The sequence below is a fragment of the Roseateles sp. L2-2 genome, assembly GCF_050613215.1.
Classification (GTDB): Bacteria; Pseudomonadota; Gammaproteobacteria; order Burkholderiales; family Burkholderiaceae_C; genus Roseateles; species Roseateles noduli.
On the sequence record NZ_CP192509.1, the window covers coordinates 4,678,533 to 4,695,802 of the forward strand.

A 17,270-nucleotide genomic window follows, 5' to 3' on the forward strand; every position below is an offset into this window, starting at 1 on the left:
GATCAGCCTCTCGCGGGGAACAGGCCGCGCGGTTTCCAGAACAGCACCGCCGCCATCAGCACGTAGATCAGGATGGCCGCGATCGACGGCCCGAGCGTGGAGGCGACCTCCGGCGAGGCGATCTGCCGCAGCGCCGCCGGCAGCAGCGTGCGCGAGCCGGTGTCCACCAGTCCCACCAGCAGCGCGCCGACCAGCGCGCCGCGGATCGAGCCGATGCCGCCGATGACGATCACGACGAACGCGAGGATCAGGATGCTTTCGCCCATGCCCACCTGCACCGCCAACAGGGGTCCCAGCAGGGAGCCCGCCAGCGCGCACAAGGCCGCACCGATGCCGAAGACCGCCGTGAACAGCCGGTCCGCGGGCACGCCCATCGCCGTGGTCATCGCGCGGTTGGACGCGCCGGCGCGCACCCACATGCCCCAGCGCGTGCGCGTCACCAGCAGGTAGAGCGCGACGGCCACGGCCAGCCCCACGCCGATGATCAGCAGCCGGTAGGCGGGGTACATCAGACCGGGCAGCAACTCGACGGGCCCCGACAGCGCGGCCGGCGTGTTGAGCATCAGCGGCTGCTCGCCCCAGATCATGCGCACGCCCTCGTTGAGCATCAGGATCAACGCGAAGGTCGCCAGCACCTGGCTCAGGTGATCGCGCTGGTAGAGCCGGCGCAGCAGCGTCACTTCGAGCAGCATGCCGAAGATCGCCGTGCCAGCGACCGCCGCGAGGACCGCCACCAGGAACGAGGCACCCGCCGCGATCGCCGCGGCGGCGAGGTAGGCGCCGACCATGTACAGCGAGCCGTGCGCGAGGTTGATCAGGTCCATGATGCCGAAGACCAGCGTCAGGCCGGCGGCCAGCAGGAACAGCATCAGCCCGAACTGCAGGCCGTTGAGCGCCTGCTCGGCGACGAGGATCAGATCCATGACGACGACGTGTTCCGCTCAGGTCACTTCATCTTGCACTGCGGCGCGTAGGCGTCCGCGTGCTGCTCGAAGATCTTGCCCAGCGTCCGGTTGGTCACACGGCCCTGCGGGTCCTTGGTGATCACGCGCAGGTAGTAGTCCTGCACCGGGTACTGGTTGTGATTGAAGCGGAAGGGGCCGCGCACCGACTCGAACTTCGCCGCCTTGAGCGCTTTCAGCAGCGCGGGCTTGTCCTCGATCTTCCCCTTCACGTCGCGCACCGCGGCGGCGATCAGCAGCGCCGCGTCGTAGCCCTGGCTCGCGTACAGCGAGGGCAGCCGGCCGTAGGCCTTCACGAAGTCCGCGACGAATCGCTTGTTGGCGGCGTTGTCGAGGTCGTGCGCCCAGTGCGAGCTGTTGAACATGCCCAGCATCGGCTCGCCGACGGCCTTGATCACGTCCTCGTCAGCGGAGAAGCCCGGTCCGAACAGGGTCACGTCCTTGGACAGCCCCGCGCCGACGAACTGCTTGATGAAGTTGATGCCCATGCCGCCGGGCAGGAAGATGTACATCGCGTCGGGCTTGGCCGCGCGCGCCTGCGCGAGTTCGGCGGAGTAGTCGAGCTGGCCGAGCTTGGTGTAGATCTCGTCGGCGACCACGCCCTTGTAGTAGCGGCGGAAACCGGCCACCGCGTCCTTGCCCGCCGGGTAGTTGGGCGCGAGCACCACGACCTTCTTGAAGCCCTTGTCCATCACCGTCTTGCCGATGGCCTCATGCAGGTTGTCGTTCTGCCAGGCGACGTTGAAGAAGTAGGGGTTGCACTGCTCGCCCGCGTACTGCGACGGGCCGGCGTTGGCGCTGATGTAGGGCACCTGCGCGGCGAAGACGCCCGGGCCGACCGCCAGCATCACGTTGGAGAACACGATGCCGGTCATCACGTCGACCTTGTCGCGCTTGAGCAGCCGCTCGGCGGACTGCTTGGCGACCTCGGGGTTCTGCTGGTCGTCGGCGATCACCGTCTCCACCGGCAGGCCGCCGAGCTTGCCGCCGTTCTGCTGCACCGCGAGCGCGAAGCCGTCGCGGATGTCCACGCCGAGACCAGCGCCCGCGCCGGACAGCGTGCTGAGCATGCCGACCTTGAGCTTGTCGGCCGCGCGGGCGGCGGGAACGACCGCAGCCAGCGCAGTGAACACGACAAGCGTCGTGAGCGCGGCACGGACGACCGTCTGGACGGGCAGGAACGCGGGGGACTTCGACGGCATCTTCATCGGCTTCTCCGGACAGGAAATGGGACGGTCGGGGGACGGTCGGTCGGAAGACTGCGGTTACTGCTCACGCAGGCGGAAACGCTGCAGCTTGCCCGTTTCGGTACGGGGCAGACTGGCGCGGAACTCTATCGCACGGGGGTACTTGTACGGGGCGATGGCGGCCTTGACGAAGTCCTGCATCGCCTTGACCAGCGCGCCGTCGTCGGCCCCGCCGATCGCATCGGGCTTGAGCACGACGAAAGCCTTCACGATCTGGCCGCGTTCGTCGTCGGGCACGCCGACCACCGCGCATTCCGCGACCGCCGGATGCGCGAGCAGCGCGGACTCGACCTCGGGACCGGCGATGTTGTAGCCGCCGGAGATGATCATGTCGTCGGTGCGCGCCTGGTAGACGAAGTAGCCGTCGGCGTCGATGAGGTAGGCGTCGCCGGTCAGATTCCAGCCGTGCTTCACGTACTTGAGCTGGCGGTCGTCCGCGAGGTAGCGGCAACCGGTCGGACCGAGCACCGCGAGCTTGCCGACGCTGCCTTGCGGCACGTCGTTGCCCTCGTCGTCGACGACGCGCGCCCGGTAGCCCGGCACCGGCTTGCCGGTCGCGCCGGGGCGCGCCGTCTCCTCGGTGTGCGAGACGAAGATGTGCAGCATCTCGGTCGCGCCGATGCCGTCGATCATCTCCAGGCCGGTCGTGTCCTTCCACAGCTGGCGTGTCGCGGCGGGCAGCGCCTCGCCGGCGCTCACGCACTTGCGCAGCGAGGACAGGTCGTGCGACGCGGCCTGCGCTGCCATCGCGCGATAGGACGTCGGCGCAGTGAAGCACACTGTCGCGCGATGCTTCGCGATCGCCGGCAGCAGCGCGTCGGGCGACGCCTTCTCCAGCAGCACGGCCGTCGCGCCGACGCTCAGCGGGAACAGCAGCAGGCCGCCGAGTCCGAAGGTGAAAGCCAGCGGCGGGCTGCCGATGAACACGTCGTCGGCGCGGGCGCGCAGGCAGTGCACCGGCCAGCAGCGGCAGATGGCGATGACGTCGCGATGGAAGTGCATCGTGCCCTTGGGCTGCCCCGTCGTGCCGGAGGTGAACGCGATCAGCGCGCAGTCGTCTGACGCGGTGTCGACGTTGTCGAAGCTCGCGGACTGGCGCTCAGCCAGCGCCTCGAGTCCGTCCGGCGCATCGCTGCGGAACAGGCAGACCCGCTCCAGCACGGGGAACTGCGCGCGCGCCGTTTCCAGTTCATCGGCCAGCGCCGCGTCGCACAGCGCGTGCGAGACGCGCGCCTTCTCGATGACCTGGCCGAGTTCCTTGGCGCGCAGCAGCGGCATCGTCGCGACCGCGATCGCGCCGGCCTTCATCACCGCGAACCAGCAGGCCGCCAACTGCGGCGTGTTGGCGCCGCGCAGCAGCACGCGGTTGCCGGGCACGACGCCGAGCTCGTTCACCAGCACGTTGGCGATGCGGTTCGCCTGCGCCTGCAGCTCGGCGTAGGTCCAGCGGATCTCCTCGCCGCGGCGCCCGACACCGCCGAGCCCACCGCCGTTGCCATTGCCACCGCCAATCACGGCCGTTCGGCCGCCCTGCCCTTCATGGACCCAGCGGTCCAGCAGATCCCACGAACAGTTCATGCGTTCGGGAAACTGCAGCTCCGGCAGATCGAAGATCAGCTCCGGCCACTGGTCCTGCGGCGGGAGGTTGTCGCGAGCGAAGGTGTCCTGGTGGGCGGTGCGGTGCATGAGCGCGTCCTTATCCGTTCTTCAACAGGTCTCGGCCGATGATCAGCTGCTGGACCTCGCTGGCCCCTTCGTAGATGCGCAGCGCGCGGATCTCGCGGTACAGGGACTCGACGATCTCGCCGCGCCGCACGCCGCGGCCACCGTGCAACTGCACCGCGGCGTCGATGACACGCTGCGCGCCTTCGGTCGCCATCAGCTTGGCCATCGCCGCCTCGCGCGTGATCGTGCGGCCCTGGTCGCGTTCCCACGCCGCGCGGTAGACCAACAGCGCGCTGCTGTCGACGGTGCAGGCCATGTCGGCCAGCTTGGCCTGCGTCAACGGCAGATCCGCCAGCGTGGCGCCGAACATCGCCCGCTCCTTGGCCTGGTTCAGACCTTCCTCCAAGGCCCGCCGAGCGAAGCCCAGCGAGGCGGCGGCGACCGAGGTGCGGAACACGTCCAGCGTCCGCATCGCCACCTTGAAGCCTTCGCCCGGGGCGCCGATCATCGCGGTCTTCGGCACGCGGCACCCCGTGAAGCGCAGCCGCGCCAGCGGATGCGGCGCGATCACATCGATGCGCTCGGCGATCTCGAAGCCCGGCGTGCCGGCGTCGACGATGAACGCGCTGATGCCGCGAGAGCCGGGGGCTTCTCCCGTGCGTGCGAAGACGACATAGAAGTCCGCGATCCCGCCGTTGGAGATCCAGGTCTTCTCGCCGTCGAGGACGTAGTGGTCGCCGCCCTCACGCGCGGCACATTGCATCGCGGCGACGTCGGATCCGGCCTCCGGCTCCGAGAGCGCGAACGCCGCCAGCGCCTCGCCCCGGGAGACGCGCGGCAGATACGCCTCGCGTTGCGCGGGTGTACCCATCAGCGAGATCGCGCCCGAGCCCAGCCCCTGCATCGCGAACGCGAAGTCCGCCAGGCCGTCGTACCTCGCCAGCGTCTCGCGCAGCAGGCAGATGGCGCGTGTGTCGATGGCCTCGCCCTCGCCCGCCACCGCGTGCGTCAGCCAGCCGCCAGCGCCCAGCGCCTTCACCAGCGCCTTGCAGGAGGCGTCGACATCGTCGTGATCGACCGCGCCGTGCGCGAGGTGGCGCGCGCACCAGCCGTCCAGCTCGCTCGCCAGCGCGCGGTGCCTGTCGTCGAAGAACGGCCAGTCCAGGTGCTTCAGATGATTCATGGCCGTCCTCAATCGCCCTTGAATTCGGGACGCTGCTTCGCCACGAACGCGTGATACGCGCGGTGGAAGTCCTGCGTCATCATGCAGATCGCCTGCGCCTGCGCCTCGGCCTCGATGGCCTCGTCGACGCCCATCGTCCACTCCTGATGCAGCATCCGCTTGGTCATCGCGTGCGCGAAGTTCGGACCGGCGGCGATCTCCGCGGCCCAGGCCACGGCTTGGGATTCCAGCGCGTCCGGCTCGGCGATGCGGTTGAAGAAACCCCACTGCAGCGCCTCTTCGCCGCCCAGGCTGCGGCCGGTGTAGAGCAGGTCCGACGCGCGGCCCTGCCCGACGATGCGCGGCAGCAGCGCGCAGGCGCCCATGTCGCAGCCGGCCAGGCCGACGCGCGTGAACAGGAAGGCCGTCTTGCTCCGCGCGGTGCCGACGCGCAGGTCCGAGGCCATCGCCATGATCGCGCCGGCGCCGGCGCAGACGCCGTCGATCGCGGCGACCACCGGCTGCGGGCAGGCCCGCATCGCCTTCACGAGGTCCCCGGTCATGCGCGTGAACGCCAGCAGGTCCGGCATGGCCATCTTCGTCAGCGGTCCGATGATCTCGTGCACGTCGCCGCCGGAGCAGAAGTTGCCGCCAGCGCCCTGCACGACGATCGCATGGACCTCGTCCACGTAAGAGAGCGTGCGGAACAGGTCGCGCAGCTCGGCGTAGGACTCGAAGGTCAAAGGATTCTTCCGCTCGGGACGGTTCAGCGTGACGACGCCGACCGCGCCGTCCTGGCGCCAGCTGAAGTGCTTAGGCTCGAAGCCCTTCAGGCTGCGCGTGTTGCCGCTGATGAGATGGCTGTCCATCGATGGGTACTCCTTCAATCGTTCATCAATCGTTCATTTGCGGGCGGCGTCGAGCTGCGCGAGGTGACCTTTCAGTCCTGCAAGCAGCTCATACACCTGGGTCTTCTGTTCGGGCGGCCAGCCGGCCAGCAGCTCGACGATCCAACCCTCGTGCGTCGCGGCCATGCGCTTGAACTGACGCCGCCCGGCCGGCGTCAGCCGCACCGTGACGCTGCGTCGATCCGACGGATGCGGCTCGCGCACCACGTGGCCCTCGGCTTCGAGCTGGTCGGTGATGCCGGTGACGTTGCCGCCGGTCACCATCAGCCGCTGCGACAGCTCGCGCATCGTCAGGCCGTCGGGACTGCGTTCGAGCTGCGCCAGCAGGTCGAAGCGCGGCAGCGTCGTGCCGAAGTCGTTGCGCAGGCGCTGGCGGATCTGGTCCTCGATGCGCGTGGTGCAGGCCAGCAGGCGCAGCCAGACGCGCAAGGCCTGGTGGTCGCCGTCGTGCATGCGGGACTCGATGTCCGGGGCGACCTCCGCGCCCGCCTCGTCGGCGGCATCCCGCGGCGCGCCCCTGGCGGCGGCGCGCGCGGCACCGTTGGTGGCATCTCGTGCGGCATCGCGCATCACATCACCTCCCCGCCGGCGACGGCGATCGCCTGCCCCGTGATGGAGCCGCTGTCGCGACGCGCCAGCCACGCCACCGAGGCGGCGACTTCCGCCGGGTCGACCAACCGTCCCTGCGGATTGACCGAGGCGAGCTCGGCACGCGCCTCCTCGGCCGTGCGGCCGGTCTTGGCGACGATGGTCTCGATCGCGCCGGCGACGATGTCGGTCTCGGTGTAGCCCGGGCAGACGGCGTTGACCGTGATGCCCTTGCGCGCCGTCTCCAGCGCCAGGGCGCGCGTGAGGCCGAGCACGCCGTGCTTGGCCGCGCAGTAGGCCGCGACGTAGGCGTAGCCCTTCAGCGCCGCGGTGCTCGCGACGTTGACGATGCGGCCGAAGCGGCGCTCGGTCATTCCGGGAAGCACCTCGCGGCTGCACAGGAAGCTGCCGGTGAGGTTCACGTTGAGCAGCCGCTGCCACGTGTCCAACGAGGTCTTCGCGAGCGGCGCCGTCTCGACCTGCCCGGCGTTGTTGACCAGCAGGTCGATCGGACCGGCCGCGGCTACTGCCGCTGCGAAGGCGTCGCGCACGCTGGCTTCGTCGCCGACGTCGCAGACCTGCAGCTCGACCGACGGGCCGCCGCCGACGTTCAGCCTGTCGCGCTGTTCCTTCAGTTTCTCGATGCGCCGGCCCATCAAGGTGACGCGCGCGCCGTCGGCGATCAGCGCCTGCGCGATCGCCGCGCCGATGCCGGAGCCTCCGCCGGTGACGACCGCATGCAGCCCTTCGAGCGGGTACCTGTTGCTCATGGAGATTCCTTGACGCTGTTGCCTGTCGCGCTATTGCTTGTCGTCATGACCGCCGCTTCAGACGCCGAGCGCCTTGTTGGCCTGTTCCTGCGCCGCCGCGCCGCCGCCCGTGGCGCGCTGACGTTCGAACTCGCGCTCCATCTGGCTCTTGCCCGACAGGTACTGCACCGGCCAGTCCAGGCCGGGGCCGGACAGGTAGCCGATCTTCGCGGCCTCGGTCAGCGTCCACGCCGGATTGGCCAGATGCGGACGCGCGATCGCGCACAGGTCTGCGCGGCCGGCCGCGATGATGCTGTTGACGTGGTCCGCCTCCGAGATCGCACCCACCGCGATCGTCGCGATGCCGGCGCGGTTGCGCACGCTCTCGCTGAACGGGGTCTGCCACATGCGGCCGTAGGTGGGCCGCTCCTGCTTGCTGACCTGCCCCGAGGACACATCGATCAGGTCGGCCCCCGCGGCCTTGAAGGCCTCGGCCATGGCGACCGCATCCTCGGTCGTCGTGCCGCCGGGCACCCAGTCGTTCGCGGAGATCCGCACCGACATCGGCCGGTCCTGCGGCCACACCGCGCGCATCGCGGCGAAGACTTCCAGCGGATACCGCAGGCGGTTCTCCAAGGAGCCGCCGAAATCATCGGTACGTTGGTTCGTCAGCGGCGACAGGAAACTCGACAGCAGATAGCCGTGCGCGCAGTGCAGCTCCAGCCAGTCGAAGCCGGCATCGGCGGCGCGCCGCGTCGCGGCGACGAAGTCGGCCTTGACGCGATCCATGTCGGCGCGCGTCATCTCGCTCGACCACTGGCTGACGCCGTCCAGATACTGCTGCGGCGACGCCGAGATCAACGGCCAGTCGCCGTCGTCCAGCGGCTGGTCGATGCCGTCCCAGGCCACGCGCGTCGACCCCTTCGCGCCGGCGTGGCCGAGCTGCATGGCGATCTTCGCGGTCGAACTGCGGTGCACGTGATCGACGATGCGCTTCCAGCCGTCGCGTTGCGCGTCGTTCCACAGGCCCGGGCATCCCGGCGTGATGCGAGCCTCCGGCGACACGCAGGTCATCTCGACGAACACCAACCCCGCGCCGCCCATCGCGCGCGCACCGAGGTGGGCCAGGTGGTACTCGGCGGGCTGGCCGTCCTCGCAGGAATACTGTGCCATCGGCGACACCACGACGCGGTTCTTCAGCCTCACGCCGCGCAGCGAGAACGGCGTGAACATCGGCGGCGCGGCGCGGTCCAGGCCCGCACGCCGCGAAAGCCACGATTCGTACTCGCCGACATAGCGCGCGTCGCGCAGCCGCAGGTTCTCATGCGAGATGCGCTGCGAGCGTGTCAGCAGCGAATACGCGAACTGCTCCGGCGCCAGACGCGCGTGGCGCTCGACGTTCTCGAACCATTCCGTCGAGTTGCGCGCCGCGTTCTGGATGCGCAGCACGTCGATCGAACGCGTGGCTTCGTATGCCTCCAGCGCGGCGGACAGGCTGTCCACGCCGCCGCCATGGCGCTCGATGTCGCGTGCCAGCGCGATGGCGTCCTCCAGCGCAAGCTTGGTGCCCGAGCCGATCGAGAAATGCGCGGTGTGCGCCGCGTCGCCCATCAGCACGACCGGCGCGCGGCCGTTGTGATGCACCCAGCGCTTGCAGACCACGCGCGGGAAGCGGATCCACTGCGCCGAACCGCGCAGGTGCGCCGCGTTCGAGATCAGCGGATGGCCGTCGAGCACCTTGGCGAAAAGCTTCTCGCAGAAGGCGATGCCCTCTTCCTTGCTCATGTCCTCCAGGCCGGCCGCCTTCCACACGTGTTCCGGGGTCTCGACGATGAAGGTCGAATGCGTGTCGTCATAGCGGTAGGCATGCGCCTGGAACCAGCCCCATTCGGTCTTCTGGAAATCGAAGGTGAACGCGTCGAAGAGCTTGGTCGTACCCAGCCACACGAAGCGGCAGTTGCGCAGGTCGACGTCGGGCTGGTAGGTCGCGGCGTACTTCTGGCGCAGACGGCTGTTGAGGCCGTCGGCGGCGATGATCAGGTCGGCATCGATGTCCGCGTCGTCGGCGACGTCGGTCTCGTAGCGCAGCACGACGCCCAGTTCCTCGCACCGCTCGCGCAGGATGTCCAGCAGCTTGCGCCGGCCGATGCCGCAGAAGCCGTGCCCGCCCGACACCATCGTGCGGCCGTCGATGTGGACGGCGATGTCGTCCCAGTGGTTGAAGGACTGCAGGATCTGCTCGGCGGTCTTCGGATCGGCCTCGCGCAGCGCGGCCAGCGTCTGGTCCGAGAACACCACGCCCCAGCCGAAGGTGTCGCCGGCGCGGTTGCGCTCCAGCACCGTGACCTCGTGCGCCGGGTTCTGCCGCTTCATCAGCAGCGCGAAGTACAGGCCGGCGGGACCGCCGCCTATGCAGGTGATACGCATGGTGGGAAGCCCGGCGAGCGTCGGGCGAGGACTGCTTGACGGGATCACTTTAGGCCTGGATAGTTGAGGTGTCAACGATATGGGCGACCGGCCTTTCCAGAGATAACCCTGAGCCCGTCGACGTCGCCGCCCGGGCGGCTTGCGCAAAGCACCCGGCCTTGTTGGAATTAACCGACACCACGGTCCGGGACCGCGCGCTAAGGTGCGCGCCGTCGTGCCGAAGGCCCGGCAGGAGCAGCAGATGAAGTCAACCAGCCCATCCTCCCAACGATCGTCCGAACGACCCACCCAGCGCTCGCTGTGGGACATCTCGCCGGTGGTGGCGCCCGACGCGCCGATCTTTCCCGGCGACGAGCCCTACGCGCTGAAGTGGACCGCGCGTCTTTCGCCGGAGTGCCCGGTGAACCTGAGCGCGATCACGATGTCGCCGCACGTCGGCGCGCATGCCGATGCGCCGCTGCATTACGCCGACGGCGTGGCGAGCGCGGCGGAGGTGGCGCTCGATCCCTACCTCGGTCCCTGCCGCGTGATCCATGCGATCGGCTGCGGACCGCTGATCCGCGTCGAGCATCTGGAACACGCCGCGCGGGACCTGCCGGCGCGCGTGCTGGTGCGCTGCAACGAGCGCGCGGACACCGCCTGGAATCCCGAGTTCAGCGCCTATGCGCCCGAGACCGTCGAATGGCTGGCCGCGCGCGGCGTGAAGCTGATCGGACTCGACACGCCGAGCGTGGACCCCGCGACCAGCAAGACGCTGGACAGCCACCAGCGGCTGCTGCGCCTGGATCTGCGGGTGCTGGAGAACCTCGTGCTCGACGAGGTGCCCGAAGGCGACTACGAATTGATCGCGCTGCCGCTCAAGCTCGCCGGCGCCTGCGCGTCGCCGGTGCGCGCGGTGCTGCGCTCGCTCTGACCCCTCTTCCGAAATCATCTGGACCATCGATGACGACAAGACAAGACTGCCTGGCCCTGGACGCCGCCGATCCGCTGGCGCCGCTGAAGGACCAGTTCTCGCTGCCGGCGGGCACGCTCTACCTGGACGGCAATTCGCTGGGCGCGATGCCCAAGTCCACGGCCGCCCGCGTGCAGCAGGTGATCGCCGACGAATGGGGCCGCGACCTGATCAAGAGCTGGAACACCGCCGGCTGGATCGACCTGCCCTCGCGCATCGGCGACAAGATCGGCCGCCTGATCGGCGCGAAGCCGGGTGAGACCATCGTCGCGGACTCGACCTCGCTCAACCTCTACAAGGTGCTGAGCGCGGCGCTGCGCATCGCCAAGGCCGGCGATGCCGACGGCCGACGCACGGTCGTCGTCTCCGAGCGCAGCAACTTCCCCACCGACCTCTACATCGCGGAGAGCCTGGCCGAGCAGTTCGGCATGACGCTCCATCTCGTTGATCAGGTCGATGAGATCCCGGGACTGTTGAACGAGAAACTCGCCGTGTTGATGCTGACGGAGGTCAACTACCGGACCGGCCGCAAGCACGACATGAAGGCGGTGACCGTCGCAGCCCATGCAGCCGGCGCGCTGACCGTGTGGGACCTCGCGCACTCCGCGGGCGCGATCCCGGTCGACCTGAACGCCGCGGATGCGGATTTCGCCATCGGCTGCGGCTACAAGTACCTCAACGGCGGACCCGGCGCACCGGCCTTCGTCTGGGCGCATCCGCGCCATGCCGACCGCTTCTGGCAGCCGCTGTCGGGCTGGCTGGGGCATGCGTCGCCGTTCCAGTTCACCTCGAATTACGCGCCGGCCGCCGGCATCAAGCGCTACATCTGCGGCACGCCGGCGATCCTGTCGACAGCCGCGCTGGAATGCGGCGTCGACACGCTGCTCGCGGCCGAGCCCTTCGGCGGCATGGCGGCGCTGCGCGAGAAGTCGATCGCATTGACCGAGCTCTTCGCGCGCCTGGCCGAGCAGCGTTGCGGCGCACAGGGCATCTACGTCGTCTCGCCGCGCGACGCCGCGCAGCGCGGCAGCCAGGTCTGCCTGGCGCTGAAGGCGCCGCTGCACGAGACGGCCGGCTACGCGGTCGTGCAGGCGCTGATCGAGCGCGGCGTGATCGGCGACTTCCGCGCGGGTGATCCGGCCCGGCTCGACGAGGTGCCGCACATCCTGCGCTTCGGCTTCACGCCGCTGTACATCGGCTTCGCCGACGCCTGGGACGCGGTCGAGCACCTGCATCAGGTCCTGGCCACCGGAGAATGGCGCGAGGCGCGCTTCAACAAGAAGGCGGCAGTGACATGAGTTGCCCGATGGGACACGGCGCCGGCACGGCGGACGGCACGGCGGACGGCAAGGCGGACGGCAAGGCGGGGAAAGACCTCGGACCAGGCGGCGAAGCCATCGTCCGCGAGGAAGGCGCGCAGCTCGACTTCTCCAAGGACATGAGCTACGGCGACTACCTCCGCCTGGACCAGGTGCTGAGCGCGCAACACCCGCTCTCGCCCGACCACAACGAGATGCTCTTCATCATCCAGCACCAGACCTCGGAGCTGTGGATGAAGCTGATGCTGCACGAGCTGCACGGCGCAGTGACGCACGTCGCATCGGACCAGTTGCCCGAAGCTTTCAAGATGCTGGCGCGGGTGTCGCGGATCATGGAGCAGCTCGTCCACGCCTGGGACGTGCTCAGCACGATGACGCCGCCGGAATACTCGGCCATCCGACCCTACCTCTCCAACAGCAGCGGCTTCCAGAGCGCGCAGTACCGACGCATCGAGTTCATGCTCGGCAACAAGAATGCGGCGATGCTCAAGCCGCATGCGCATCGCGCCGACCTGCTCGCCGAGGTCCAGGCGGCCTACGAAGCGCCCTCCCTGTACGACGAAGTCCTGCGCCTGATGAAGCGCCGCGGCATCGAGGTGCCCGCCCATGCGCTCGACCGCGACTGGACCCAGCCCCGCTCCGCCGACGACGGCGTCAAGGCCGCCTGGCTGGAGGTCTACCGAGATCCGAAAGCACACTGGGACCTGTACCAGATGGGCGAAGAACTCGTGGACCTCGAAGACGCCTTCCGGCTTTGGCGATTCCGCCACGTCACCACCGTCGAACGCGTCATCGGCTTCAAGCGCGGCACCGGCGGAACCGGCGGGGTCAGCTATCTGCGCAAGATGCTCGACGTCGTGCTGTTCCCAGAGCTGTGGGCGCTGCGCACAGAGCTCTGACGGAGCCTCCTACAATTCGGGCACTTCGAAGTGGGCGGCCTATCCGGCCACCCACGGTCCGCTCGCCAACCCGCCGAGGCCCACCATGGATACCCGCCTTTCCCAGATCAAGCTGCGCATCTCCAGATTGCGCGACGCGCTGCGCAACGCCGGCGCACACGCCATCCTGGTCCCCTCGGCCGACCCCCATCTCTCCGAGTACCTGCCGCGACGCTGGCAAGCCCGCGAAGTCTTCTCCGGATTCACCGGCTCCATGGGCACCCTCGTCGTCACCGCCGACGACGCCCAACTCTTCGCCGACAGCCGCTACTGGACCTCCGCCGAACGCGAACTCGCCGACAGCGGCATCTCCCTCTTCAAGATTCCCAACGGCGCGTCCAGCCAGCACATCGCCTGGATCGCCGAGAAACTCCAGACCGGCCAGACGCTGGTCGTCGACGGGCAGGTCCTCGGACTCGCGGTCGCGCAGCAACTGCGCGCCGCACTCGGCGCCAAGGGCGTCCTGATCAACACCGCCGTCGACCTGATCGACCAGGCCTGGGACGACCGCCCCGGCCTGCCCGACGCCCCCATCTACGAACACGCCTCGCCCCAAGCCACCGTCAGCCGCGCCGACAAGCTCAAACAGGTGCGCGACGGCATGGCCAAGCACGGCGCCTCGCATCACCTGATCTCCAGCGTCGACGACATCGCCTGGCTGTTCAACCTGCGCGGCTCGGACGTGACCTACAACCCCGTGTTCCTCGCTCACGCGCTGCTCGAGAAGAACGGCGCGACGCTGTTCGTGCAGCCCGGAAAGATCGACGCGGCGCTGGAGCAGCGCCTCGCGGCCGACGGCGTGCGCCTCGCCCCCTATGCCGACGCCCGCGTCACGCTGGGCGCCCTCCCCGCGGACGCGAAGGTGCTGATCGATCCGCGCCGCGTGACGCTCGGTCTGCGCGAATCGCTGCCCGCGTCGGCGACCGTCGTCGAGGCCATCAACCCCAGCACGCTGCTGAAGAGCCGCAAGAACGCCGAGGAATCGCAGTTCATCCGCGAAGCCATGGCCCAGGACGGCGCCGCGATGTGCGCGTTCTACGCGTGGTTCGAAGCGGCGATGGCGCGCGGCGAGGCGATCTCCGAGCTGACCATCGACGAGCGCCTGACCGCCGAGCGCGCCAAGCGCCCGGGCTTCGTCGGCCTGTCGTTCTCGACCATCGCCGGCTTCAACGCCAACGGCGCGATGCCGCACTACCGCGCGACGCCCGAGTCCTTCTCCCAGATCGACGGCGACGGCCTGCTGCTGATCGACTCCGGCGGCCAGTACCTCGGCGGCACGACCGACATCACCCGCGTCTGGCCGATCGGCACCATCACCGATGACCACAAGCGCGACTACACGCTGGTGCTCAAGGGCACGATCGCGCTGTCGCGCACCGCGTTCCCGCGCGGCACGCTGAGCCCGATGCTCGACGCGATCGCCCGCGCGCCGCTGTGGGCCCACGGCCTGGACTACGGCCACGGCACCGGCCACGGCGTCGGCTACTTCATGAACGTGCACGAGGGCCCGCAGAGCATTTCGAAGGCCGTTCCGGACGCGAACATGGCGATGGAACCCGGCATGATCACGTCGATCGAGCCCGGCCTGTACCGCCCCGGCCAATGGGGGGTGCGGATCGAGAACCTGGTGCTGAACGTCGGTCTCGACACCCCCGAAAAGGGGCAGTTCGGCGAGATGCTGGCGTTCGAGACGCTGACGCTGTGCCCGATCGACACGCGCTGCATCGCGGTGGGTCTCCTGTCGGAAGAGGAACTCACCTGGCTGAACGCGTATCACGCCGAGGTGCGCCGCCGCCTGGCGCCGCTGGTCGACGGCGAGGCGCTGGCCTGGCTGAACACCCGCACGCAAGCGCTGCATCGTTGAGGCGGCGACCGTCCCTGCGACGGACTGCGGAAAAGCGCGGCTGAGCCGCGCTTTTTTACGTCCGGGCCTGCTGGAAGCGCTCCGGGGCGCGACCTAGACTTGTTGCAGGTTGTCGACGAGGAGCAGAGACCATGGACACCCGACTCTCTCAGGCGTGGAACGGCTGGCGCGCACTGGCACGGCACAAGCCGTCGCCCAACGACGAACGCGAGATGCACCGCTTCTCCGACGGCGCGATGCATACCGCGTTGATGCTCGCGATCATCGCGGTGGCGGTGATGGCCGTCGTGCAGATGGTCAACGTCGCCGCGCCGATGTGGCAGCTGGAACCGGTCGTCGTGCAGGGCAAGACCCAGCAGGTGCCGCTGCCGGCCGCGCCTCAGCCGCTGGAGAAGGCGCAGCCCGCGCGCTGAGCATCGCAGGCGCCCCGGGACCGGCGAGGCCGGTCCCTCCCACCGTCCCTTTCACATCTGCCGGAACAGGTGCAGGTAGCTGCGGCTGACCGGCAGCACCTCCGGGCGGGCCTTCAGGTGGAGGTCCGCGGTCTCGTTGGGACCGCGCGTGACGTGGCTGATCGCGTGCAGGTTCACCACCACCGACCGGTGCACCTGCACGAAACGCTGGGCGTCGAGCCGCTCGATCAGCTCGCGGATCGGCGTGCGGATGAGCGCCTCCCCCTCCGCGGTGACGACCAGCGTGTACTTCTCGTCCGACCGCAGGAACAGGATCTCGTCGACGGGAATCAGTTTCAAGGTCGAGCCGACCGACGCGCGTATCCACTGCAACGGACCGGTGTCCGTCGCGAGGCCGCCGGCCGCCGGCGCGGGCGCGCCCGGCGGGCGGGCCATGCGGCGCGCGAGTTCGTCGATGACGGCCTCCAGCGCCGCCTGACTGCCCTCGCCGCGCGGGTGCCGCGGCTGCTCGGACAGACGTTCCTTCAGCCGACCGACCGTGTCGGCCAACCGAGCGTCGTCGACCGGCTTGACGAGGTAGTCGATCGCGCCGCGCTCGAAGGCCTGCAAGGCGTATTCCTCGAAGGCGGTCACGAACACGACGTGGGCCTGACGCGCGATCTGCCGCGCCGCCTCCATCCCGTTCAGGCCCGGCATGTGGACGTCCAGGAAGGCGATGTCGGGCCGGTGGACTTCGAACATCTCCACCGCCTCGCGCCCGTTGCGCGCCTGTGCGACGACACGCAGTTCCGGCCACAGCAGGCCGAGGCTGCGCTGCAGGCTGTCGCGCAGCAGCGGTTCGTCGTCGGCGATCAGCGCGGTGGGAGCGATGGGAGCGGTGGGAGCGGTGGGAGCGGTGGAGGACAAGCTCATGTCATTGCGGGGTGAAGCGCACTTCGGCGCGCAGACCGTGGGGCAGATTCTCGGTGAGCGCCAAGTCGGCGCCGAGACCGTAGAACAGCGTCAGCCGCTCGCGCAGGTTGCGCAGCCCGGTCCCGCTGCCCATGCTCTGCGTCATGCCAACGCCGGTGTCGCTGACCCACAGCCGCACCTGCCCGTCGTGCAGCGCGCCGCCGACCTCGATGCGGCCGCCCTCCTCGCTCGGGTCGATTCCGTGTCGCACGGCGTTCTCGACCAGCGTCAGCAAGGCCATGGGCGGGAAACGCAGGCTGTCGAGCTCGGGCGGCAGGTCGACCTGGTAATCCAGCCGGTCCGGCATGCGCAGGTGCATCAGTTCCAGGTAGGCGCGCACCAGCGCGACCTCGTCCGACAGCGCCGTGGTATCGCCCTGCAGACGCGGCATGGCGGCGCGCAGATAGGCGATCAGGCTCCTCAGCACGGGCGCGGCCTGGGGCGAACCGGTCTCCACCAGCGCGCGGACGTTGGCCAAGGTGTTGAACAGGAAATGGGGCTCGACCTGCGCCTGGAGCAGCCGCAGACGGGCATCCAGGGCCTGGCGCTCCAGCTCGCTGCGTTCGAGTTCGAAACTGAGCGCCTGGTTGCGGGCTTCCGCGTCGCGCTGCCGGTAGAGCGCACCCATCGCCAGCAAGGGGCCGACGACCAGGCCCGAGCCCGCGATCCAGAGGAAGCCGAGCATCCGGGACTCGGACTCGACGAAGCTGGAGAAGTCGCCGCCGACGGCGACCATGTAGACCGCCAGCGTGGCCAGCGGCACCGCCGCCGCAACGACGACGACCTGGAACAGCCAGCGGGCCCACCAGCCCGGCAGGCGCCGCGGCCATTGCCCGGCCGCCGAGAAGGCCAGCAGCGCCAGCATGCCCACGAACATCGTCCGCCCCAGCAGGACCGGGAACGGCGTGATGAAGATCGGTTGCAGCGCCAGCGCGAAGACGGTGGCCAGCGCGAGCGCCAGCAGGACGCGCTGCGGCGTCAGGTAGGAGACGAAACCGTGCCAGGCCGGATGCGGGGGCTCGATCGGGCTGACAGGGAGGACCGGGGTCGACATGCCCGCACGATAACGGGCCGGACACCGCGATCCAAGCGCGGGCGGGCGCTCACGCGACGAAGCACGGGATG

The 17,270-nt window shown here is 69.3% G+C and carries 15 protein-coding genes; 5 read left to right on the top strand and 10 right to left on the bottom strand.

Features of this window, described 5'->3' with window-relative positions; translation table 11 throughout:
- Window positions 1–2: 2 nt before the first annotated feature.
- The 8 genes from ACQZ13_RS20795 to ACQZ13_RS20830 are packed head-to-tail and all read right to left on the bottom strand — an operon-like array spanning window position 3 to window position 9,708.
- Window positions 3–923: a branched-chain amino acid ABC transporter permease gene (locus ACQZ13_RS20795; protein WP_088405327.1), complete on the bottom strand. Its 921-nt coding sequence runs from the start codon at window positions 921–923 to the stop codon at window positions 3–5.
- 23 nt (window positions 924–946) lie between these two features.
- A complete protein-coding gene (locus ACQZ13_RS20800; protein ID WP_431047729.1) occupies window positions 947–2,170 on the bottom strand; it encodes an ABC transporter substrate-binding protein in 1,224 nt (407 codons plus the stop codon).
- A gap of 57 nt (window positions 2,171–2,227) precedes the next feature.
- A complete protein-coding gene (locus ACQZ13_RS20805; protein WP_431047731.1) occupies window positions 2,228–3,895 on the bottom strand; it encodes a benzoate-CoA ligase family protein in 1,668 nt (555 codons plus the stop codon).
- 10 nt (window positions 3,896–3,905) lie between these two features.
- Window positions 3,906–5,057, bottom strand: a complete 1,152-nt coding sequence (locus ACQZ13_RS20810) for an acyl-CoA dehydrogenase family protein (RefSeq protein WP_431047733.1) — start codon at window positions 5,055–5,057, stop codon at window positions 3,906–3,908.
- Between the two features lie 8 nt (window positions 5,058–5,065).
- Window positions 5,066–5,905 carry an enoyl-CoA hydratase family protein gene (locus ACQZ13_RS20815; protein WP_431047735.1) on the bottom strand — a complete coding sequence of 280 codons (840 nt, stop codon included), beginning with the start codon at window positions 5,903–5,905 and terminating at the stop codon, window positions 5,066–5,068.
- A gap of 33 nt (window positions 5,906–5,938) precedes the next feature.
- On the bottom strand, window positions 5,939–6,514 hold the full coding sequence (locus tag ACQZ13_RS20820) for a MarR family winged helix-turn-helix transcriptional regulator (protein ID WP_431047737.1): 576 nt from the start codon (window positions 6,512–6,514) through the stop codon (window positions 5,939–5,941).
- Window positions 6,514–7,302, bottom strand: a complete 789-nt coding sequence (locus ACQZ13_RS20825) for an SDR family NAD(P)-dependent oxidoreductase (RefSeq protein ID WP_431047739.1) — start codon at window positions 7,300–7,302, stop codon at window positions 6,514–6,516. Before ACQZ13_RS20825 ends, ACQZ13_RS20820 begins: the two co-directional genes overlap by 1 nt.
- Window positions 7,303–7,359: 57 nt before the next feature.
- A complete protein-coding gene (locus ACQZ13_RS20830) occupies window positions 7,360–9,708 on the bottom strand; it encodes a bifunctional salicylyl-CoA 5-hydroxylase/oxidoreductase (protein WP_431047741.1) in 2,349 nt (782 codons plus the stop codon).
- 241 nt (window positions 9,709–9,949) lie between these two features.
- On the opposite strand from ACQZ13_RS20830, the gene kynB reads away from it, so the two are divergent.
- From kynB to ACQZ13_RS20855, 5 genes are all read left to right on the top strand, one after another.
- Window positions 9,950–10,621: an arylformamidase gene (gene kynB / locus ACQZ13_RS20835; RefSeq protein ID WP_431047743.1), complete on the top strand. Its 672-nt coding sequence runs from the start codon at window positions 9,950–9,952 to the stop codon at window positions 10,619–10,621.
- Window positions 10,622–10,650: 29 nt separating this feature from the next.
- A complete protein-coding gene (gene kynU, locus ACQZ13_RS20840; RefSeq protein ID WP_431047745.1) occupies window positions 10,651–11,958 on the top strand; it encodes a kynureninase in 1,308 nt (435 codons plus the stop codon).
- Entirely contained in the window at window positions 11,955–12,878 is a 924-nt protein-coding gene (gene kynA / locus ACQZ13_RS20845) for a tryptophan 2,3-dioxygenase (protein ID WP_431047747.1), read from the top strand. The genes kynU and kynA overlap by 4 nt, the downstream gene beginning before the upstream one ends.
- Window positions 12,879–12,963: 85 nt before the next feature.
- A complete protein-coding gene (locus tag ACQZ13_RS20850) occupies window positions 12,964–14,781 on the top strand; it encodes an aminopeptidase P family protein (RefSeq protein ID WP_431047749.1) in 1,818 nt (605 codons plus the stop codon).
- Window positions 14,782–14,912: 131 nt separating this feature from the next.
- On the top strand, window positions 14,913–15,194 hold the full coding sequence (locus tag ACQZ13_RS20855; protein ID WP_431047751.1) for a hypothetical protein: 282 nt from the start codon (window positions 14,913–14,915) through the stop codon (window positions 15,192–15,194).
- 51 nt (window positions 15,195–15,245) lie between these two features.
- Here the strand turns inward: ACQZ13_RS20855 and ACQZ13_RS20860 are convergent, their stop codons facing one another.
- Both ACQZ13_RS20860 and ACQZ13_RS20865 read right to left on the bottom strand, forming a co-directional pair.
- Window positions 15,246–16,100 (bottom strand): LytR/AlgR family response regulator transcription factor, encoded by an 855-nt coding sequence (locus ACQZ13_RS20860; RefSeq protein WP_431047753.1) that lies wholly within the window; start codon window positions 16,098–16,100, stop codon window positions 15,246–15,248.
- Between the two features lie 7 nt (window positions 16,101–16,107).
- Window positions 16,108–17,199, bottom strand: coding sequence for a sensor histidine kinase (locus ACQZ13_RS20865; protein ID WP_431047755.1), 1,092 nt, complete (start codon window positions 17,197–17,199; stop codon window positions 16,108–16,110).
- Window positions 17,200–17,270: the final 71 nt, after the last annotated feature.